We start from the raw sequence: 19,559 nt of genomic DNA, 5'->3' as shown, positions 1-19,559 counted from the left end.
TGTGAATATCTTTGCGCACCATCTGAGCAAATTTTCAACGCTCAAAATTGGATCTTAACCTTGCAGATCATCTTATTGTCCGAAAATAGAAAAATCCTACACTGATCACAAAATTGAACACTTGGACAATATAAATGAGCGATGATATCGCGAAGAAATCTTCTTCGAAATCCAAACTGACCAAAATCCTTTTTCTTCTCGTTTGTGCGATCGCCTTTGGTGCGATGTACTGGTCTTGGCAATATTCTGACAGTCACCCGAGTACGGAAGATGCATATGTAAGAGCAAAAATCCTATCTGTTGCACCTCAGGTTAAAGGTCAAGTGGTATCAGTAGAAGCGAGAGATTTCCAAGTCATCAATAAAGGTGACTTGCTGCTGAAGATTGATTCTCGTCCTTACTTATTGGCGGTAAAACAAGCCAAAGCTGCATACCAATTGGCGGTTCAACAGCACGATGTGGCTGATAAGCAAGTGACCGAAGCTGTGGCAGGTTTGGATGCCTCCCGTTCGAACCTGACAGAAGCACAGCTGGAGTACAAACGCACTAACTCGTTAGTGAAACGCAAATTAGCGTCTGACCAAGATCTCGACACCGCGAAGAACAAACTCGCTAATGCGCAAGCAGGCCTAGAACAAGCGCGTGCAACGGTAGAAAAAGCGATCGCAAACCGTGGTGAAGAAGGCGCAGAGGCGGCGGTTGTTCAACAAGCAGCGGCACAATTGGCACAAGCAGAATTGAACTTAAGCTACACCGATATCACTTCTCCGGTCGATGGTATAGCGGGTGAAATCAACACCCATGTAGGTTCGGTTGTTGGCATTGGTCAGACCTTATTTCCCGTGATTATTAAAGACAGCTACTGGGTACGCGCAAACTTCAAAGAGACTGACTTAACTCACATCAAAGCAGGCATGCGCGCGCAAGTGGTGATCGACATGTATCCAGACGTAGTTTGGAATGCGAAAGTTGAAGAACTGTCGCCAGCGAGCGGTACGTCTTTCTCATTGATGCCACCAGAAAACGCAACCGGCAACTGGGTAAAAATCAAACAACGCTTCCCTGTACGTTTAACCTTAGAGGCACCTGAAGGTACGCCACAATTGCGTGTGGGTGCGAGTTCTGAAGTCACTGTTGATTTAAAAAGTAACGCACAATGAGTAACGAAATTACGGCAGACAAACGGGGTGTCGCCACCGTCGCCGTGATGCTTTCTGCCATCATGGTGCTGATCGACATGACCGTTGCCAACGTGTCGCTTTCGCACATGATGGGAGCGTTGGGTGCAACGGCAGACCAAATCACGTGGGTTCTGACCGGTTACAGTATGGCAGAGGCGATTTTTATCCCGATGACCAGCTTCTGGGTATCACGTTTTGGTGAACGTAAAGTTATGCTGGTGGCGGTGATTGGCTTTGTGATTGCCAGTGCTTTCTGTGGCCAAGCAGGCTCACTCGAAGAGATGGTGATATTCCGTATTATTCAGGGCGCATTCGGTGCCTCGGTTATTCCACTGGCGCAATCGACGTTGGTTCAGATTTACCCTTCAGAACAAAAAGGCAAGGCGATGGCGATCTTCTCCATCGGTATCTTGCTGGGTCCTATTTTAGGCCCAGTAGTGGGTGGTGTGATTACCGATAACATCAACTGGCGTTGGATCTTCTACGTTAACTTGCCATTTGGTTTGGTGTGTGCTGCGCTGATTTATCGCTACATCCACATCAGTAACAAATCGAAACCGAACTTCGACTGGTGGATTATCGGTTACATGGCGCTCGGGGTGGGAGCGCTGCAGTTTGTGCTCGACAAAGGTAACGACGAAGACTGGTTCAACTCACGCATTATCCAAACCGCAGCACTACTTGCGATCATGGGGTTAATCATGTGGGTCTACCGAAGTTGGAAGACCAAGAGTCCCATTGCGCCGCTGTGGCTACTCAAAGATAAAAACCTCATGGTATCGTCTTTGATGATCGCAGTCGTCTCGATGGCGATGTTTGGTTTGACCACCCAACAGCCAATGTTGCTTGAGAGCTTGTTGAACTATCCAGTATCGACAACGGGTATGTTGATGGCTCCAAGGGGGTTAGCGTCTGCCTGTATGTTGATATTGGTTATCGTGATTAATCCAAAATTCGATCCAAGATTGAAGATTGTTTTTGGCTTAACTTGCATCGGGATCGGCAGCTACTTGATGACGTTATACTCGACCGAAATCGACACTTTCTGGATCGTGATGCCAAGCATGATTCAAGGTATGGGCTTAGGTTTGACCTTCTCGACTTTGTCAACGCTGGCATATATGACGTTGCCAAAAGAGCAGTCGGTAGCGGGGGCGAGTATCTTCAACTTGTTCCGCACTATCGGCAGCTCATTTGGTATCTCCGTTGCAACTACGTATCAGTATCGCGATAGTCAGCAGCAATGGCATGCACTAGGTGAAGGTTTTAACCCTTATAACCCAGTGTTGCATGATTGGGCTGCAAAACAGGGATTAGCGGTCACCGATCCTGCGGCGTTAGAGCAATATCAGAACATGCTTCATCAACAATCGCAGATGGTAGCCTTTGTGCATACCTTCCAGTTGGTTGGGGTGATGTTCGTTATCATGATGCCGATGCTGATATTTATCCGCTCAAGGTAAACCTTTAGAGATAAGTAAAAGCGCCCTTAACTCCACCAGTTAAGGGCGCTTTTTTGTATCTGCTTATTTTTAGTCTTGTTCGTAGTAAGAGATAGAGGGCCATTAACCGAAGGTCACTTCGCTAAAATGCGGGTTGTCTTTGAGTGCTCTCATTGCGATTAACTGCTCAGTTGGGAACGAAGTCCGCTCCCCCTCTATTTCCAAAAACAAACATTCTTGTCGTTCCATGTCGTAGCCGGTATCGAATGCGTTACCTTGGTGCGTCTCTCCATTTTTCAACGTAATCTCAACAGGTAACTTAAACATACAGGCGATTTCAATTACATCATATTGGCTACAGGTCACCATAACTTTCTCCTTGCGTTCACCCTCACCAGACTGATGAAGGAAAGGAACCTACCTTTGAAACCTAACTTCTATCATACGCCTTATTGGGAGTGTCCCCAAATATAGAGCGCCTTGTTCTCATTAGCTATATAAAGAGTGCTCTTAATGTTGCATATGGATATAAAGGTTTTAGAAGTAGAAAAATATGTGACCAAGCTAGAAAAAGAGGGGTATAATATGACGATGCTTCAATAATGTTCCTGTCTATTTAACCAAGTCTCTTGCTCCTTATAACAAGATATTTACTGGTCATTTATTTATTATAATGCCAGTCAATCACTATTTTTCTGTGATCTCTCGCGTGACTAATTTTTTGGGTATAAATTTTTGATACCTCCCACCTAATAAAATAGCCTTTTAATAGAAAAATTTTACTAAAAAACACAGCTAACTTAATTTTACGCATCAAAACAATTATACTCATCGTCATACCAAGACAGCTTAAACATAATGGCTAAGACTTAGTCTTGATGAGTAAAACTTGTTCAGTTAATAAGAGGTAAAATTCTCATTATTGAAACAAGTTTAACTAATAAAGAATGCTGGAAATATTTGGAACCGGCATCACAAGAGTAGGACTCTCTTGAATATATCATCAGGGATGCTGACAAAAATAAACAGGCATTGTTAGATGAATAATTCTGCAACGTATTTACTTGCTGCTTTACGAGAAAAAATAAAAGAGAAAGGGATTTGTTATTCCGATCTCTCTGCTGGAATGGGGATTCCTCTATCAACCATCAAAAGACAACTTCATAACACGTCGCTTGGGTTGGATAAAATACTCTCGTTTGCTACTCATTTAGATACGGATTTAGTCGAACTATCTATGCGGGCTAAACAACTTCAACAAGAGAACGAGCAATTCATTACGGATATTAATAGTGAGATATTTAATCAGTATCCATATTTGTTTGATTTCTTATATTTGTTGCGTCGCAAGGAATCGTCATTGCACGATATTGCAAGTAAATACCAGCTTACACATACATCACTGACGCTGTATTTAAGAGCCCTAGAAATGATGGGCTATATCGAGCTAAAAGGTGACGATCAATATCGCTTTAAAGAGCAAGGTCGCTTTATTTTCGAGGAAGGCTCAAAACTTGATACTTTGTTTGCTAAGCGTTTTCGAGACGAAGTGTTTAGTCATGACGTACGACCACCAATCTGCATGGGACGCATTGCCATTACTGAAGAACAAGAAGAGAAACTGGCTAACGAGGTATACAACAAGCTGATTGAGTTTGATGTACAGAACAAGAGTGGGGAAGGCAGTAAACGGCTGAGAAATGTATTGATGACCTACACGCCAGGTAACCAAATTTTTCTCTCAGATACCATTCCAAACATTGACGGTGAGTTATTAAAAGCCATATCGATGGCGAACGATAAATAGTGGTGTTATTGCCATAAATTAAAGAATTTATATTAAGTGGGTGCAATTTGATAAGAATGCATCAAAGACCCATTTTTATCCAAAATTAATGACTTGTTATTTAAATAAGTCAAACGAAGAAGAGACAAATTAATCGATCTCTTCTCAAATCCAAAAGTGAAATAAATAAGGCTGAATCTTCATCATCGAAACTCGGCAGGGCACGTCTCGACCTTTTTTCGCCTGATCAGGACCAAAAGCCAATAAATGAGGGATATAACATGCACTTTAAGACTTCTTTATGTGCGATTGCTGTCGGGGTTGCTCTAACACTTAGTGGATGCAACAGTAGTGATAATGATTCTAACGTGGATGCACCATTGAAAGCGGCTGAATTCCATAACACCATCGACCGTGCAGGTGTACCAGTGGCACTGCGTGATTTGCATGGTGGTCATCTTCGCTACATTCCTATGTTCGATAACGGTTCTTGGCATGGTCATACACTAGATACCAAAGGTGGCGAGATTGCTCTAGGTGGTACAGCACTACTTACCGAAGAATACGTGTCATTCATGGCTGCACGTTTCGACCGTTTAGCCCTAACGGTGGATGGCGAAGCTATGCCGCTTAAGCTGACAGAAGCGTACTCACAACCTGGCGCGCTGATTCAAAAGTACACGGGTGATGATGGTATCGAAGCAGAACTGGAAATGCGTTTTGTGACGGACCGTACGTCTCTTGTGAAAACGACGATCAAGAACCCGAACAAGCTGGCTATTCAAGGTGAGTGGGACGGTGAGTTGATGACGGATTACCGCGCCGACGACGGTCAGCTGTACAAAAACAGCGACAGCACGGTGCGCAGCGTTGAAGAAGCTTACCCAACTTACTCGCGTGAAATTGCCGCGACTGATAACGGCGTTGAAGTCTCTTTTGGTGCAGTGCGTGATTCTTGGTCTTTGCTGACTTCTGGTGACTCTAAGTTTGAAGTGACGCGCTCTATCAAGCCAGAAACATCAACTATCGATGATGACAAGAAAGGTTTTGTGCAAACAGCTTCTCTTGGTGATGGCGAAGAGATCACGCTATATACCGCATACACTCACGTTCAAAACACCAAAGAGCAGGCTTCTGAGTTTGCAAAACTGGATGATGTGATGGCAGATCCGAAAGGCTACATGCATGAGTCAGCAATGCGTTGGGAAGAGTACCTGAAAAATGGTTTGACCAACGGTGCCGCTTCTAAAGAGCATGAGTTCGTTGCAGTAAAAGCAATGGAAACACTTAATGCAAACTGGCGTGGTGCAGCGGGTGCAATTGATCATGACACGGTGACACCATCGGTAACAGCACCTTATTTCTCAGGTAACATGACTTGGCCGTGGGACACGTGGAAGCAAGCTTACGCAATGTCACACTTCAACCCTGATGTGGCGATGGAAAACATCCGCACTGTATTCCAATATCAAATACAGTCTGATGATCCTGTTCGTCCTTGGGATGAAGGCTACCTACTTGACGTAGTGACATACAACCTACCAGCAGAGCGTTGGGAAGGTATGTCGGCGGAGTACAAAAAAGTGTTCCCTCAAGCGACTGATGGCCTGAACTGGAACGAGCGTAATACTAAGCCATCTCTTGCTGCATGGGCGGTTTGGGAAGTCTATACCGCGCTAAAAGATGAGCATAACCGTCCAGAAGAAGCCCAAAAATGGCTAGAAGAGATGTATCCGAAATTGGTAGCATTCCACGATTGGTGGCTACGTGCTCGCGATACAAACAAAAACGGCATCCCTGAATACGGTGCAGCAAAAGACCCAATTCACACTGTATTTGAAGAGGATCTGAACGATGGATCTTGGGGATCAGATGCTTCAATCGATGATATGAAGTTCTATTACAAAGATGAAGCGAGTGGTGCGAACTGGATTGGTGAAACGGGTATCGAGAAGTACAACGAGTTACTAACGTCTGGTGATTACACTGCGATGAGCATCCCTGCGAAAGTGGCTGCGGGTTGGGAATCTGGCCGTGACAACGCAGGGGTATTTGGCTTTATCGACACCATTGACAACCTTCAAGGTATGTCTGAGTTGCCAACTCAAGATGAAGCTGCAGTGATCGACCAAATGGGGCGCTACGCACACAATACCAACGGTTTCGACAACACCTACGACATGGTAATGGGTACAGATGGTTCTGTTGTGACTTACCGTGATGATTCGGCTGTGAACATGGATAAACTGGCTCAGGCGAAGAAAGATTGGGAAGTGAAATTCAACGAGAACACGGATGATTCAAACAATCTATCTGGTTACTCGCTAATGCAGGAATCGGTTGACCAAGCGTCGTACTGGTACTCTGACAACCTGTACCTATCGCAAATTGCAGAAGTACTAGGTAAAGCAGATAAAGCGGCGGAGTTTAAAGCTAAAGCAGAAGACACCAAAGAGTACATCAACCGCTGTATGTTCGACGAAGCGACAGGCTTCTACTACGATATTGAAGTGGTACCTGGCGGCCTGAGCAACCAGTGTGCAGGCCCTGTGCTGGTGAAGCGTGGTATGGGACCTGAGGGTTGGTCACCGCTATTCAACAATGCCGCGACGCAAGAGCACGCAGATAAAGTGGTGAAGAATATGCTCGATACCAGCAAGTTTAACTCGCCTAAGATCCCGCTAGGTACAGCGTCAATGGATAACCCGGCTTACGGTCCTGATATTTACTGGCGTGGTCGTGTGTGGCTGGATCAGTTCTACTTTGGTGTACGTGGTATGGACAACTACGGTTACGGTGTAGAAGCGCGTCAAATGGTGGATAAGCTATTCCAAAACGCACAAGGACTGACTGAAACCACACCAATTCAGGAAAACTACAACCCTGAAACTGGCGCAGTACAAGGTGCAAACAACTTCTCGTGGAGTGCCGCACACCTATACATGTTGTACAACGGCTTTGTAGGCAAGTAAGGCTAGCTTGTTACTTACAGCGTGAAGATTTGAGCGTTGCAGATGACCCCCCTAGCATCTGCAACTGCTTAACTCTTTTCAATTAGGCTCAATAAGATCAAACCGGACGGTGAAAACTGTTCGGTTTTTTTGTTTTATTGAGAGAAGTTATGCTGTGCTTGTTGCCATATATCAAGCATCTCTTCACCAAATAAATAGAAGTACAAACTAAGCGATTGGTACTCTTTTCGGTGACAAACTGCCAACGCAATTTTTGCGGCTTCGTGAGGCGGATAACCAAATATGCCACATGAGATAGCTGGTAGTGCAACGGTTTGGCAATCGTTGTCTAGCGCTAAGTCTAGTGCGCGTTGGTAAGCTGATTCTAAAACAGCCCTAGGGTCAGAAAATTTGTTATAAACTGGGCCAACGGCATGAATGACAAAGCGAGCATTTAGCTGGCCAGCAGCTGTAATTCGAGCATCACCCCATGGGCAACGTATTCCATTGACTTCTTCCATGTCATAGCACGCGCGCAGTAGTTCAGGCCCCGCGGCTTTATGAATCGCACCATCTACACCGCCGCCGCCTAACATACGTGTATTGGCTGCATTGACGATGGCATCGACCTTTGCTTTGGTAATGTCCCCATTAATCAGATAAATAGCGGTCATTTTTCTTCACTCATTTAGTTGCGTTTAACGATGTATTTTACTGGCAATCTTTTTGAGGTTTAAGCTCCACCACATTGCCTTCTGGATCATTGATATAAACAGATCGCCCAAAGCCCTGAGCACCATATCGTTCGGCGAACTCTTCGACGCAGACGTTATGTTGATGGAGATATTCAAGCAACTCAGACTCTTCAAAAGGCGCAATTTGCAGGCAGAAATGGTCGAGGTTGCGTCCATCTTGGCTTGGCGATTTACCTCCCAACTTCCCAAGCTCACTGTCGACCATCACCAAATCAATGATTGCTAATCCTGCACGCAGTTGGGTTAAGCCTAAATCAGGTAACTCACGTTCTATCGGGCACCCCAATATATCTCGGTAAAAGTGCAGCATCGCGTCGAGATTGTCCGTTCTCAGTACCACGTGATCGAGTGCTTTGATATTAATAGGGTTGCGGTGATTTACCATGACGTGTTCCTTTTTCGAGCATTGAGAATAGTATACGCACTAAACCAGTAAGCTGATCGCCAGAGCCAGCATGACAAAGCCAATAATGAACTCCAGAATCTGCCAAGAACGAGCATGTTTAAAAATGGGTATCAATAATTTCGCGCCATAGCCTAGGCTGAAAAAGAATACGAATTCTCTTCCTTGAACATCTACCGAACAGGGCTTTAAACCATAACCTTGTCGGCAAATTGCTGTAAGGTACAGAACAGAGACTTACTAAAATTGTTTGATGGCGTTGAGATGTCGTAATTGTGAGAGTAGCCATCAATTTGCATTGTGTATTTACCTTAATCTGGCGTTCCCAGTTACAATATGCTCATCCATATGAAAAAGGAAAAAAACGATGAAAGCAGTTTGGTTAGTTGCTGGTGCAATGGCACTGAGCGGATGTTCTGCAATGAATTCAGCAAACGATGTATCTCGTCCATCAGCAGAGATGTTTCCAGAAATGGAGAACATGACAAAGCATGTTTTCTATGTCGATCCTGTAAGCAATGAAGCCGATAAGCGTGTGGAACTTGTGGTTGGTAAAATGATGGAAACAGACTGTAACCGTGTATCTCTGGGTGGTTCTGTCAAGGAGCATACACTGGAGGGCTGGGGTTACACCTACTACCAAGTTGATTCGTCAGCAGCTGGTACTATCTCTACGTTGATGGCTTGTCCAGAAGATATCGAGAAGGTAGAAACGTTCGTGCAAATGCCGATTCGCGATTTATACCGTTATAACAGCAAGCTGCCTGTGGTGGTTTATGCGCCAGCAGATTTGGACGTCGATATCCGTGTATGGGCTCCTGAAGAATGATCTTGAACTCTAGCAAAGCGGCTTTGGTGTTCGGTGGTTTATTAGTGTTAGTTGGTTGTTCGTCGCCCGTACCTGAATATCAATATCAATGCGATGATGGTCAACAGTTCGCTGCCAGTTTTACTCAAGATGCAGCGCTAATCAAAACCAACCACGGAAGAGAAATCGAACTAAAACAAGTTCGCTCAGCTTCTGGTGCGAGGTACCTATCCGATGATCATATGTTGGTCCTTCACACCAAAGGTGACGAAGCCATTTTGATCGTCAACGAGCTCTCCGAAAGCGCATGCCGCATTAAAAAGTAATCTCATAAGTGAAAGGCTTGGCTGATACCAAGCCTTTTTTGTGCACGCAGTTTAAAGATGGGTTTGGTCTTAGGGATCTAGTTTGTTGTTTCGTGTTCACAACCCCCTCCAACTCCCCCTTGTATTGACATGGTTTGCTCGGCATTGGAGTTTCGTTTCTAAGGGGGAGGGTTTTTCTCTGGAATGGTGGGTTCAATCACTCCCAATTTTTCGTCATTCCGAGGAGCCTAGGCGACATCAGGAATCTAGTGTTAACACACTCGGACAGTTCCTCCCCTTTGCTCTCGATGTATTTTGATCGCCGAAGCTGAGACCAAGGGGAGGTTAGGAGGGGTTGTTTCAAAACAAAAAAGGGTTGGCACTAGGCCAACCCTTTCTGATTCTTAAGCGTTTAATTACTCGTAATCAGACGCGTAAGTTTCTTCGTAAGTGTGTGAGTAAAGCTCAAACAGATTGCCAAACGGGTCTTCTAGGTAAACCATCTGTGCAGGCTTGCTATCGTCTTCTGGGTGGTAGCGCATAATGTCCATACGTGTTTTACCGCCGAACTCTTCAACACGCTTAATCACGCCTTCAAAGTCGTCTGTTTGTAGACAGAAGTGGAAGATGCCTAGGCGAGAGAAATCCAGTTCGTGACGTTCTTGACGCTCTTTCATTTCAAACAGCTCAACACCGATGCCGTCAGATGTAACTAGGTGAGCGATGTTGAAGCCTTTGAAGCCTTCACCGAATACGGCGATACACATACGACCTATTGCCGATTCGCGCTCTTCGATAACTTTTGTGTTGTTCATTACGATGCGAAGACCAAGCGCGTTAGTGTAGAACTCTACTGCTTTGTCCATATCGCCAACCATGATGCCTACGTGATTCATTTTCATAATTCTGCTCCAAAAACTGTGATGATTAATTCGTGTTTCGTTTCGATGGAGGAGAGTATATGGAGAATTATCAATCTCATGAAATTATCAATTATTCTAATAATAATAATTTTTTGTTATTAGAAGATGTGGGCATCATGACTTCTAACTAGGTATAGGACTGGCTGACGATTAACTCACGGAGCCATTTATGGCTTGGATCATTATCCAGCTGTTTGTTCCAGAGCAAGAAAAATGCCCCAGGCTCTAGTGCGAATGGTAGCGGTTTGATGACAATATTAGAGGTTTCCTCGAAGATGCGGATGCATCTATACGGGTAGGTGAGTAATAAATCACTTTTTTCGCAGAGTTTTATCGCGCTGGATACGTCTGACATGTTGACGGCATTATTGATATGAAGACGCTGCATTTCTAGTACCTCGTGCAACAACCAACGAGAAATCCCCCCGGTTACCACTAGAATGTGTCGATATTTTAAAAAAGTGTCGAGGCTCCACTCCTCCTCTAATGCGGGATGTCCCTTTCTCATAATGCACACTGGAGTATCACGCATTAATTCCGTGTAGCTAAGCGAGGCAGGTATCGTTTCCACATGCTTTTTAGCACGCTCGTCAAACTCAAAAATGCCTACCCCAAAATCGACCTCTCTTCTCTGCAATCGTGCGATACTATTGTTGCTCCAATCATTACTCTTGAGAGTGATGTTAGGCGCACAAGATAAAGCTTGAGGTAGAAAACGTGGATAGATAGTAGTGTAAGCCGTTTCAATCAGATCGATATGGAAAACACGTGTTGAGTTTTCTGGATCGAATTCCTCAGGTTCACGAAGCTGATCAATTTGTATCAGTATCTGCTGTAATTTGCTTTCTAATGCCAAGGCTTTTGGGGTGGGTAGTAATCCTTTTGACTCCCGCTCAAATAATGGATCATCAAAGACTTGTCTCAGCTTAGTTAGCTGTTTACTGACCGCCGATTGAGATAAGAACAGCTTCTCTGCTGTGCGACTAACACTGCGTTCTTGTAATAAAACGTACAAGCAAATCAGCAGGTTCATATCATTTTTTATTAAGTGGGATAAATCAATCATGATATTCCTTTTGTTCAACTCACTAACGGAGGTACATTGCCAGAAGTTATATCACTAAGCTTGTTTTGGCTAGAAATATCGCAAAGCCTGTTGTTTTAAAGAATCCAAAGGCCGAGGCGCGGTAGCTTCCCTTTTTCTGTGCAATTAGGAATCGGTGAGAAAAAGAAGTCAGTGGGTATGATGCTGTGTCGGTAACTGAGTTTTCTAGACCTTAATCAGCCAATGCTTCAATAGCTTGTTGGACAGACAAAAAATGGATTTTGATGATGCAGCGCTGTGCTTGGGCAAACTCATGTTTTTGAATCAGCTCTGTCACTTCTTGCACGTTCAACGTTTGTGGCAAAAGGTTTAATTCCACCACGTTGTTAGAGCCCGTTTGTAATGCATAGCAATGACCTTGCGTATCTATCACTATATCATCTTGACCCCAAATCAATGCTTGGCATTCTGCATTAAGCTGCTCTGGTGAAGCTAAATACACCAGTTCATCGGCGCCATCGAGTTTGAGCAAACAAGGCCATGTGATCATTGCTTTACCTTAGATATTGGGGGTTGGTTAGTTGAAGTCGTGTACGAGCTAAATAAGCAGCGTAAGGTAAGTACGATACACAAAGCCTTAAGAGAGCAAAAGGCTTTATGCGTGGTGCAATAGTTGGTTTTCAGTTGGCAGGTGTGCTTGCTTAAAAGCTGGAATTCGGCTGCTGTAAGAATTCCACTTCTTCTGCGGTGCTATCTCGGCCTAGAATCGCATTGCGGTGCGGGTAGCGACCAAAGCGATCGATGATCACTTTATGCTTTAGCTCGAACTCGTAGTTAGATTCTCGCCCTAGAGCTTTGAACAGCTTCTCCGCCTCTTCATGAATCCGTTTGGACTCACTGTGCATAAATGGCATGTACAAGAAGCTGCGTTCAACTTCCGTCAATTCTTGGTCGAAGCCTAGACGAATTGCCTCTTGTGCCAGGGCAAGCGCGAGAGCATCTTGAGCGAACGCTTTCGGTGTATTGCGGTAAACGTTGCGAGAGAATTGGTCGAGCACGATGACCTCTGCGAGGCGGCCTTGTGCCGTATCTCGCCAGTCAAACAACTCAGATTGAGCGGCTTGTTCTAAGGTGATGAGAAAGCGGGTTTCGATTTGTTTATCGACGTCGGCGTTACTCACAAACCAATCTTTTGGTTCCAGTTCTTCAAACCAGAAAGTCAGGATATCTTGGTACATGTTTGCTTCCCTGATAGAAAAAGAGCTAGGGGTATATAATATCCTAGCTCTTGGCTTCGCTTATCGACCGTAAGTCTCTTGGATGTAGCGCTCAAACTGCTCGCACATCTGTTCGTCTGAGACTGAGTTGCTTGCAAGCTCTTTGCTGCCATCCACCACTTTGATGCTGGCATTTAAAGACGCCACTGGGGCACGTTCACGAGTTTGCAGTGAGGCAATTTTCTTCTGCTGAACTTCCCACGCTTGTTCTGGCGATAGGTTACACACATCTGCTAGATACTTAGCGTTAAAGCCTTCACCCGTGAGGCTAACGATAGTCTCGTTGTGCGATAGGTGGTTACCTGCATGCCAGTAATGTTTCGCCAGTAGCGGACCAATCTCTGGGTTATCAGTCAGGTAGCCAAACTTGTCGAGGAAGTAAGCTCGAGTCTGGTAAACCGCCATGTGTGCTAGCAAGTAACCGTGGTAGGCACACGCTGCTTCATCAGACAGAAGGTGTGGAATCGCCATCAATGGGCGTGGGCTGCATTCCAAACCAAGGATTTGCTTTTCGCAATCGCGCGCCAGCTTAGTGATGCGCTCTGGCGTCAGTTCTTCATCGCTTAATTGGTAAAGCGCACGTTCAAAATACGGCACGACCAAAATGCTACGCTCTTCGTACGCTTTGAAGGGCTGACGGCTGTTGATCATCGCTTGGATGATCTCATCCGGTACTGGATTACCTTCTGCGTCCAACGCGTATTGTTTTAGCCAATCGGCATCGGTCAACAAGCTGTCACAGAACATGGATTGTGTCTCTGCGTATGCCATGGAAGTTGGTGCGAACTCTTGAGAGAAACACGGCGCATTCATCTTCACGTTAGCGAAATGCGCTGCGTGCCCCCCTTCGTGGAACAAGGTATTGATGCCGTCGTAGCCGCTGCCGACTTGGTCTGGCTTGGCGTTACTGGTGAAGTTCACCTGCGCCGCAATCCACTCACCTTGGTTGTAGAACGATGGGATAGGACCATGACAGAAACCGTTCGGATATTTGCCTTTGCGGTCAAGCAGGTCTAGCGTCAGCTCTGCGCCTGAGTATTCGATATTTAGGCGACCGAATGATTCTACCCAGCGACGTAGTGATTTTGAGAACGGAACGTATGGGTCTAAGTCACGCATGACGTCACCGGCGAACGAGTACACAAAGTTATAGCCAGTCAGTGCGCTTTGACCTTTCTGCTCAGCAAGGTTTGCCAAGCTGCTTAGGTGAGCATCGCGCGTGCGCTGTTCAAAGTCATCTAAGATGCTGAATAGTTGCTCGGAGCTCATCTTTTCCGTCTTCTTCACTGAGTAGTCAAAGAAGGTTTCGTAGCCCAAAGAGCGTGCGAATTGGTTACGCAGTTTGATCAGCTCAATAAAGCCGTTTTGCAGTAACCATTGCTCAAGGTCGAGCAGTGTTTGGTGTGCGGATTGACGCACTTCTTCGTGATTATTGGCGCGAATAGTCGAAGATAATACTGGTAAAGAGCCTTCTGTTTGTTCACCGTTTTCATTGGTAAACGTCAGAACGTGTTTTTGCTTTTTCTCGAACAACTCGGCTTCGAATGCAATCAGAGCATTCTTTTGGGCTTGAGCTAGTTCGCCTTCAATCGCATGCGACTCAAATGTTGCCAACCATCCTTGCAGACCAATTTGCGTTTGCTGTTTCTCTTGTGGATCAGCGATCGTTTCAGCCGCTTCAAGTTGCACTTTGATAGCAGAGATTTGCTCGGCGTTGCTTAAGAAATTGGTCCAAGCGGTTTGTGCTTTTGTCGAACCATCGTGGTCGTCGCTGATGCCCATGTACGTCTCCCAAAAGAAATCTTCTTTGGTGCGATGGATAGCGAGGTAACGTTGGTTTAGGTCGTTTAGGTATTCCGTTGCAGTCATTTTGATCCTTCAAATGTTTGCTTTATTGAGGTTTTTATCGTCGTTGATTATGGCACGTCTAAGTAGCAGAAAGGAATGCGAAATCCATTTGTCTTCTTTATGGCTTGTAAACAGTAATTTACCGCACTTTTTACATGTGCAGACGTCAGTCACAAAGTTTTTCCGTTTTTGATTAGAAATCGTGGAGCGCAGTTTATAAAATTCGGTCTTTCGCAGTGGTGCTGAAAGTAAGGGAAACAATAATGAAAACAAGAATAGCAGTAGGTTTGATGGGGCTGATTTTAGCGGGATGTTCAACGACGACACCAACTAATGTTCAAGTACAAAATATCGAAACGAACTGTACTGTCATCATGAGTGAAGGCGTGACGCCGGAGCAGCGTTGGAATGCTTATAATAAGCTTATTGAAAGTTATGGGGACTATTATGTGGACAACAATAATCGTCTTGAACTAGCGCGTTGGAACTCCTTTCGTCAAAAAGTGATACATGATGAAAGTGGTCAACTAATAAAGGAATTTGTTGAAGTGAGTGACTGGGGTTGCGCAAACGGTAATTACCTAGAAGAGATGTATTTGTTTGTAAAGGAAACTCAAGCTTCGAATAAATAAATGAACAAGCCGAGTGTAGAACCACTCGGCTTGAAGTGTGATCTTCTATACAGTTGGGTACTATTCCTCTGGGTATTCACCCATGCCTTGAGTTTTTCCTTCTGCTTTCCAATGTTCGTTTGGATCAAATGCTTCGTCACATAAATCGACGGTATAACCCATTTCAGTCAGCTCTTTAAGGGTGAGGTTATCTGCAATTTTTGCAGTATCCCCTGCTTTGTTGCGTAGTTCCATAAGTCTCCCTCCGGTACCAGTTTCAGTAGTAAGTATATATCCCTTTATTGAGGGTGATGCGTTAAAACCATAAAAATGTTGCGGATACATGGAAGGGAGGATCCATAGCATGAAATGTGGTTTTACCTCATGATTACAGGAAGTAAAGAGTGACTAATTGATCTCTTACCTACTAAGGTTTAGGAAAACAGGGAGATACCGAGTTCCCAGGAGAATGAAATGAAAGTTGTGATTGCCCCAGATTCGTTTAAAGAGAGCTTGACTGCCAAGCAGGTGAGCGAAGCTATCAAGACGGGTTTGTCCCGTGTTTGGCAAGATGCCGAGTTCGTCACGGTACCTGTTGCTGACGGTGGTGAAGGTACGGTTCAATCTTTGATTGATGCGACTGGGGGGGAGCAGGTTTTCGTGACAGTAAAAGACCCACTTGGCGATGATGTTGAGGCGTTTTACGGCATTCTAGGTGATGGTGAAACTGCAGTGATCGAGATGGCAGAGGCAAGTGGTTTGCATCTTGTGCCAAGTGATCTTCGTGACCCAAAAAACACCAGCAGCTTTGGTACTGGTCAGTTAATTTTGAATGCCCTTGATCGCGGTATTCAACGCTTGATCATCGGCTTAGGAGGTAGCGCGACCAATGACGGCGGCACGGGTATGCTGGCGGCTTTAGGTGTCAAGTTTCTGGACAGTGCTGGTCAGCCAATCACACCCAACGGTGGCGGTTTGGTTGAGCTAGCAAGCATTGATGTGTCTCGGCTCGACGCTCGCTTAGCGGACTGCGAAGTGCTGGTGGCATGCGATGTTGACAATCCATTGTGTGGCGAGAAAGGTGCGTCGGCGATTTTTGGCCCACAGAAGGGCGCAACGCCGGCGGATGTTGAGCTGTTAGATTCTGCTCTCAGCAAATACGGTGAACTGACTGAGCAAGTGACGGGCAAGCATGTGCTGACTCAAAAAGGTGCAGGTGCAGCAGGTGGTATGGGCGCAGCGTTGCTTGGTTACCTGCCAGCACGACTTAAGCCGGGTATCGAGATTGTGCTCGACACCGTAAAACTAGCAGAACATGTAGTGAACGCTGATATTGTCTTTACTGGTGAAGGTCGTATCGATCATCAAACCGTGCACGGCAAGACACCAATGGGAGTGGCAAAAGTGGCGAAACAGTATGATTTGCCAGTCATCGCCCTAGCAGGCTGTTCAGGTGATAACTTCCAAGCCGTCTACGAGTGCGGCATTGACGCGGTATTCGTATGTGTACCACGCGCAATGAGCTTGCAAGAAGCTTTGGAAGAAGCCGACGTGAACCTTGCGAACTTAGCGGAAAACGTCGCGAGATTGTGGCAAATGCCTCGCTGACACTTTGTGTTTGATTGAGCAGATAGCCCAGAGAACCCATATCAAGCCTCCCAATTGTGGAGGCTTTGTTGTTTCTGGTGCTGAATGTTTGTGACGGAATGCTTGGAACGAAATGTCTGGTGCGACTATTTGGCGTGTTGAGCAATCAGTTTTGCCAGCGTTTCCATCGCAGGGAGCCAGTTTTTCTCTGCTCCAAAGTTCGCGACGCTGAGACGAATGCAGTTTTGATACTGTCCCTGAGTGCCAAATACCGAGCCGGGCAGAATACTGATTTTGTGTTCGTTACAGGCTTGATAAAGCGCATAGCTGTCAGTCTTAGGCGGTAAGCGTAACCAAAGCAAGAATGAACCTTGTACTGCATTGATTTGGTAGCGGTTTTTGAGTTCAAAGTGTGCATCCAAGCATTGGTTGAGCATCTGCAAATATCGTCTCACGTTGGCTTGGTAAACACGGCACATACGCGCAGTGTGAGTGCGGTACTTACCTGAGGTTAGGAAAGTGCCTACCGCTGATTGCATCAAGTTCAAACTGCCCATGTTTTCACATAATAGGTATTGCTCGACTTGAGCGCGGTAACGTCCCGCCAACATCCAACCAATACGAAGGCGTGAATCGAGCGTTTTCGACAAGGAGTTGACGTAAATCACTCGTTGTTTCTCGTCCAATTTGCGCAAGCTTGGCAAGGGTTCGTCGTAACTCAACGCACCAAACACGTCATCTTCAATGATTGGAATATCTCCAGAAACCTTAAGCAGTTGCTCACGCCTTTCAAGGGGCATCATTGAACCTGTTGGGTTGGTGAAGTTTGGCGTGACAATAATGACTTTGATCTCCCACGTTGCCATGGCTTTTTCTAGCGCGTTTGGATCCATACCATCACGAGGGCAGCTAGGGATCTCGACCACCTGCAAACCGAGCGATTCGAGCATCAATAAGTTGCCGAAATAGCAGGGCGATTCCACCGCCACAATATCTCCAGTCTGTGTTGTTGCTCTAAGGGCAAGACTGATCGCTTGCTGTGCACCATGGGTGACCAAAAGATCATCCACGTTTGCTGGCGTTCCCAGGTCTTGGGTGATCTTCGCCAGTTGTTTGACCAACAAGTCATCACCCGGTGGCAGTTGATAATGGCTGGAAATATGACTCTGTTGGCGACTCTGGCGGCCAATTTCGGCGTACAGGCTTTTGATGGCTGGCGCGTCAATGTTCGGGTGTGCTGAGCCCGTCGGAAGCAGCTCTTGATACTCGGGGTAAGTAAGGATTTGTTTACACACCGAGAGCAAATCCACGCGCGTAGGGTTTGTGATCTTGGCTTCATGTCGCTCAGTTGGCTTTACTCGATAACCGGATTTTGGCACCGAGTAAACCATGCTTTGTGCTTCTAGCTCCTGATAAGCGCGGATCACCGTGTTCTTACTTACCTTGAGTTCAGTGCTCAATTGACGGATGGAAGGCAACTTGTCGTTTTGTTGATAAACCCCATTGCTGATCGCTTGTTTGAGATGCTTCTCGACGATCAAATACTTATTGGCATCAAGCGTACTTCCTAAATCTGTACCCATAAAAACACTTCCATCTGTCACTTTTTGAAAACTCTGTACCTAACTACATTAGCAACATTCGAGATTTAAAAACATTCAAGATTTAAAAATAAGTAGAGTGAGGACGAATCATGTTAATCAGAGCCATTCCTTTTGTATTCGTGATCCTTTGGGCTTCTGGATTTGTTGGTGCGCGATTTGGTTTGCAATATGCCGAGCCTGCGACCTTGTTGTCGATTCGCATGGCGTTTAATGTCCTGCTGTTTTTGGTGATTGTGGCTTTTCTGCGCCGTCGCATTCCAACGGGAAAAGACTTTTGGCACAGCTGCGTTGTCGGGATATTGATTCACGGTTTTTACCTCGGCGGGACGTACTTTGCCATCAGTTTGGGGATGCCGGCGGGCTTAAGTTCGCTATTGGTAGGGATACAACCTATTTTAACTGCCGTGTTGCTGGTGGCGTTCGCTTCTGAGCAGTTCAAACCATCACAGTGGATTGGTTTGTCCTTGGGTTTTGTCGGCATTGCTATGGTGCTTATGGGTAAGATGGAGTGGCAATCAGATTTACACAAAACCTTAGCGATTGGTGTGTGCTTATCGTCGCTGTTTGGTATTACGCTTGGCACCTTGTATCAAAAGAAATATTGCCAACAAGTGGATATGGTAGGCGGCGCGACCGTGCAGTATTTAGCAGCGTTGGCCATGTTCCTGCCCATCGCGATGCAGTTTGAAACCATGCAGGTGCAATGGACGACGGAATTCATTCTTACTTTGGTCTGGCTCGTGGTCGTACTGTCTTGTGTGGCGATTTTGTTGTTGCTGTACATGGTGAAGAATGGTGCGGCATCGAGTGTTGCTTCGGTGTTCTACCTTGTGCCTCCGACCACGGCGCTTCAAGCTTGGTTTGCTTTTGGTGAGTCGTTTGATTGGATGGGCATTGTTGGCTTTGTATTGGCGGCGACGGCGGTCTACTTAGTGGTGAAAAAGCCTGAGCTACCAATGTTTAAATCAAAGGGTGCAAAGCAGAAACGTAAAATATACCTAAATTAGGTAGGGACATTTGCGTGCCAGAGAGT

The 19,559-nt window shown here is 45.7% G+C and carries 19 protein-coding genes and 1 pseudogene; 9 read left to right on the top strand and 11 right to left on the bottom strand.

The features are described 5' to 3' along the window. Positions 1 to 134: 134 nt before the first annotated feature. Both ACTS60_RS05145 and ACTS60_RS05140 read left to right on the top strand, forming a co-directional pair. Entirely contained in the window at positions 135 to 1,160 is a 1,026-nt protein-coding gene (locus tag ACTS60_RS05145) for an HlyD family secretion protein (protein ID WP_440887388.1), read from the top strand. After that, positions 1,157 to 2,644, top strand: coding sequence for an MDR family MFS transporter (locus tag ACTS60_RS05140; RefSeq protein WP_440887387.1), 1,488 nt, complete (start codon positions 1,157 to 1,159; stop codon positions 2,642 to 2,644). Before ACTS60_RS05145 ends, ACTS60_RS05140 begins: the two co-directional genes overlap by 4 nt. 102 nt (positions 2,645 to 2,746) lie before the next feature. Here the strand turns inward: ACTS60_RS05140 and ACTS60_RS05135 are convergent, their stop codons facing one another. Further along, the gene (locus ACTS60_RS05135) at positions 2,747 to 2,992 is read right to left on the bottom strand and encodes a Rho-binding antiterminator (RefSeq protein WP_440887386.1); all 246 of its coding nucleotides are present in this window, start codon (positions 2,990 to 2,992) and stop codon (positions 2,747 to 2,749) included. Between the two features lie 670 nt (positions 2,993 to 3,662). Between ACTS60_RS05135 and ACTS60_RS05130 the strand changes: the two genes are divergently transcribed. Then, positions 3,663 to 4,430, top strand: a complete 768-nt coding sequence (locus ACTS60_RS05130) for a helix-turn-helix domain-containing protein (protein WP_440887385.1) — start codon at positions 3,663 to 3,665, stop codon at positions 4,428 to 4,430. A 260-nt stretch (positions 4,431 to 4,690) separates the two neighbouring features. Then, on the top strand, positions 4,691 to 7,381 hold the full coding sequence (ygjK, locus tag ACTS60_RS05125; protein ID WP_440887384.1) for an alpha-glucosidase: 2,691 nt from the start codon (positions 4,691 to 4,693) through the stop codon (positions 7,379 to 7,381). Positions 7,382 to 7,515: 134 nt separating this feature from the next. On the opposite strand, the gene ACTS60_RS05120 is transcribed toward ygjK, so the two are convergent. The 3 genes and pseudogenes from ACTS60_RS05120 to ACTS60_RS05110 form a co-directional block, all read right to left on the bottom strand. Beyond that, positions 7,516 to 8,034: a macro domain-containing protein gene (locus ACTS60_RS05120; protein WP_440887383.1), complete on the bottom strand. Its 519-nt coding sequence runs from the start codon at positions 8,032 to 8,034 to the stop codon at positions 7,516 to 7,518. A gap of 37 nt (positions 8,035 to 8,071) precedes the next feature. Continuing rightward, entirely contained in the window at positions 8,072 to 8,500 is a 429-nt protein-coding gene (locus ACTS60_RS05115; RefSeq protein WP_440887382.1) for a VOC family protein, read from the bottom strand. 39 nt (positions 8,501 to 8,539) lie between these two features. Next, positions 8,540 to 8,674, bottom strand: a pseudogene (locus ACTS60_RS05110) (amino acid transporter); the annotation flags it as partial. Between the two features lie 211 nt (positions 8,675 to 8,885). Between ACTS60_RS05110 and ACTS60_RS05105 the strand changes: the two are divergent. After that, positions 8,886 to 9,347: an ecotin family protein gene (locus ACTS60_RS05105; RefSeq protein ID WP_440887381.1), complete on the top strand. Its 462-nt coding sequence runs from the start codon at positions 8,886 to 8,888 to the stop codon at positions 9,345 to 9,347. Further along, a complete protein-coding gene (locus ACTS60_RS05100; protein ID WP_440887380.1) occupies positions 9,344 to 9,652 on the top strand; it encodes an MliC family protein in 309 nt (102 codons plus the stop codon). The genes ACTS60_RS05105 and ACTS60_RS05100 overlap by 4 nt, the downstream gene beginning before the upstream one ends. 395 nt (positions 9,653 to 10,047) lie before the next feature. Here ACTS60_RS05100 and ACTS60_RS05095 read toward each other — a convergent pair whose 3' ends face one another. The 5 genes from ACTS60_RS05095 to ACTS60_RS05075 all read right to left on the bottom strand — a co-directional run bounded on the left by ACTS60_RS05095 (position 10,048) and on the right by ACTS60_RS05075 (position 14,745). Continuing rightward, complete coding sequence (locus ACTS60_RS05095; protein ID WP_440887379.1) at positions 10,048 to 10,533, bottom strand: VOC family protein; 486 nt, start codon at positions 10,531 to 10,533, stop codon at positions 10,048 to 10,050. A gap of 148 nt (positions 10,534 to 10,681) precedes the next feature. Further along, positions 10,682 to 11,620 carry a LysR substrate-binding domain-containing protein gene (locus ACTS60_RS05090; protein WP_440887378.1) on the bottom strand — a complete coding sequence of 313 codons (939 nt, stop codon included), beginning with the start codon at positions 11,618 to 11,620 and terminating at the stop codon, positions 10,682 to 10,684. 211 nt (positions 11,621 to 11,831) lie between these two features. Continuing rightward, the gene (locus tag ACTS60_RS05085) at positions 11,832 to 12,149 is read right to left on the bottom strand and encodes a DUF4144 family protein (RefSeq protein WP_440887377.1); all 318 of its coding nucleotides are present in this window, start codon (positions 12,147 to 12,149) and stop codon (positions 11,832 to 11,834) included. Positions 12,150 to 12,300: 151 nt separating this feature from the next. Next, entirely contained in the window at positions 12,301 to 12,837 is a 537-nt protein-coding gene (locus ACTS60_RS05080) for a DUF924 family protein (protein WP_440887376.1), read from the bottom strand. A 60-nt stretch (positions 12,838 to 12,897) separates the two neighbouring features. Beyond that, on the bottom strand, positions 12,898 to 14,745 hold the full coding sequence (locus tag ACTS60_RS05075; protein ID WP_440887375.1) for a M3 family metallopeptidase: 1,848 nt from the start codon (positions 14,743 to 14,745) through the stop codon (positions 12,898 to 12,900). Between the two features lie 242 nt (positions 14,746 to 14,987). Between ACTS60_RS05075 and ACTS60_RS05070 the strand changes: the two genes are divergently transcribed. After that, positions 14,988 to 15,356 (top strand): hypothetical protein, encoded by a 369-nt coding sequence (locus tag ACTS60_RS05070; RefSeq protein ID WP_010453388.1) that lies wholly within the window; start codon positions 14,988 to 14,990, stop codon positions 15,354 to 15,356. Positions 15,357 to 15,416: 60 nt separating this feature from the next. On the opposite strand, the gene ACTS60_RS05065 is transcribed toward ACTS60_RS05070, so the two are convergent. After that, entirely contained in the window at positions 15,417 to 15,590 is a 174-nt protein-coding gene (locus ACTS60_RS05065; RefSeq protein ID WP_010453386.1) for a hypothetical protein, read from the bottom strand. A 219-nt stretch (positions 15,591 to 15,809) separates the two neighbouring features. On the opposite strand from ACTS60_RS05065, the gene ACTS60_RS05060 reads away from it, so the two are divergent. Next, entirely contained in the window at positions 15,810 to 16,943 is a 1,134-nt protein-coding gene (locus ACTS60_RS05060) for a glycerate kinase (RefSeq protein ID WP_440887374.1), read from the top strand. Positions 16,944 to 17,068: 125 nt separating this feature from the next. Here the strand turns inward: ACTS60_RS05060 and ACTS60_RS05055 are convergent, their stop codons facing one another. Continuing rightward, positions 17,069 to 18,505, bottom strand: a complete 1,437-nt coding sequence (locus tag ACTS60_RS05055) for a PLP-dependent aminotransferase family protein (protein WP_440887373.1) — start codon at positions 18,503 to 18,505, stop codon at positions 17,069 to 17,071. Positions 18,506 to 18,615: 110 nt separating this feature from the next. On the opposite strand from ACTS60_RS05055, the gene ACTS60_RS05050 reads away from it, so the two are divergent. Then, a complete protein-coding gene (locus ACTS60_RS05050) occupies positions 18,616 to 19,533 on the top strand; it encodes a DMT family transporter (RefSeq protein ID WP_440887372.1) in 918 nt (305 codons plus the stop codon). The last annotated feature ends 26 nt before the right edge of the window (positions 19,534 to 19,559 follow it).

Source organism: Vibrio sp. WZ-1 (genome assembly GCF_052037695.1).
In the GTDB taxonomy this organism is placed as follows: Bacteria; Pseudomonadota; Gammaproteobacteria; order Enterobacterales; family Vibrionaceae; genus Vibrio.
Note: the sequence above shows the minus strand (reverse complement) of the source record. Positions and strands in the feature narration are given on the sequence as shown.

Coding starts and splice junctions, on each gene's coding strand:
- ACTS60_RS05095 (WP_440887379.1), bottom strand. CDS start 10,533: ATGAAAATGAATCACGTAGGCATCATGGTTGGCGATATGGACAAAGCA.
- ACTS60_RS05105 (WP_440887381.1), top strand. CDS start 8,886: ATGAAAGCAGTTTGGTTAGTTGCTGGTGCAATGGCACTGAGCGGATGT.
- ACTS60_RS05145 (WP_440887388.1), top strand. CDS start 135: ATGAGCGATGATATCGCGAAGAAATCTTCTTCGAAATCCAAACTGACC.
- ACTS60_RS05060 (WP_440887374.1), top strand. CDS start 15,810: ATGAAAGTTGTGATTGCCCCAGATTCGTTTAAAGAGAGCTTGACTGCC.
- ACTS60_RS05135 (WP_440887386.1), bottom strand. CDS start 2,992: ATGGTGACCTGTAGCCAATATGATGTAATTGAAATCGCCTGTATGTTT.
- ACTS60_RS05120 (WP_440887383.1), bottom strand. CDS start 8,034: ATGACCGCTATTTATCTGATTAATGGGGACATTACCAAAGCAAAGGTC.
- ACTS60_RS05050 (WP_440887372.1), top strand. CDS start 18,616: ATGTTAATCAGAGCCATTCCTTTTGTATTCGTGATCCTTTGGGCTTCT.
- ygjK (WP_440887384.1), top strand. CDS start 4,691: ATGCACTTTAAGACTTCTTTATGTGCGATTGCTGTCGGGGTTGCTCTA.
- ACTS60_RS05085 (WP_440887377.1), bottom strand. CDS start 12,149: ATGATCACATGGCCTTGTTTGCTCAAACTCGATGGCGCCGATGAACTG.
- ACTS60_RS05140 (WP_440887387.1), top strand. CDS start 1,157: ATGAGTAACGAAATTACGGCAGACAAACGGGGTGTCGCCACCGTCGCC.
- ACTS60_RS05130 (WP_440887385.1), top strand. CDS start 3,663: ATGAATAATTCTGCAACGTATTTACTTGCTGCTTTACGAGAAAAAATA.
- ACTS60_RS05075 (WP_440887375.1), bottom strand. CDS start 14,745: ATGACTGCAACGGAATACCTAAACGACCTAAACCAACGTTACCTCGCT.
- ACTS60_RS05055 (WP_440887373.1), bottom strand. CDS start 18,505: ATGGGTACAGATTTAGGAAGTACGCTTGATGCCAATAAGTATTTGATC.
- ACTS60_RS05100 (WP_440887380.1), top strand. CDS start 9,344: ATGATCTTGAACTCTAGCAAAGCGGCTTTGGTGTTCGGTGGTTTATTA.
- ACTS60_RS05070 (WP_010453388.1), top strand. CDS start 14,988: ATGAAAACAAGAATAGCAGTAGGTTTGATGGGGCTGATTTTAGCGGGA.
- ACTS60_RS05115 (WP_440887382.1), bottom strand. CDS start 8,500: ATGGTAAATCACCGCAACCCTATTAATATCAAAGCACTCGATCACGTG.
- ACTS60_RS05090 (WP_440887378.1), bottom strand. CDS start 11,620: ATGATTGATTTATCCCACTTAATAAAAAATGATATGAACCTGCTGATT.
- ACTS60_RS05065 (WP_010453386.1), bottom strand. CDS start 15,590: ATGGAACTACGCAACAAAGCAGGGGATACTGCAAAAATTGCAGATAAC.
- ACTS60_RS05080 (WP_440887376.1), bottom strand. CDS start 12,837: ATGTACCAAGATATCCTGACTTTCTGGTTTGAAGAACTGGAACCAAAA.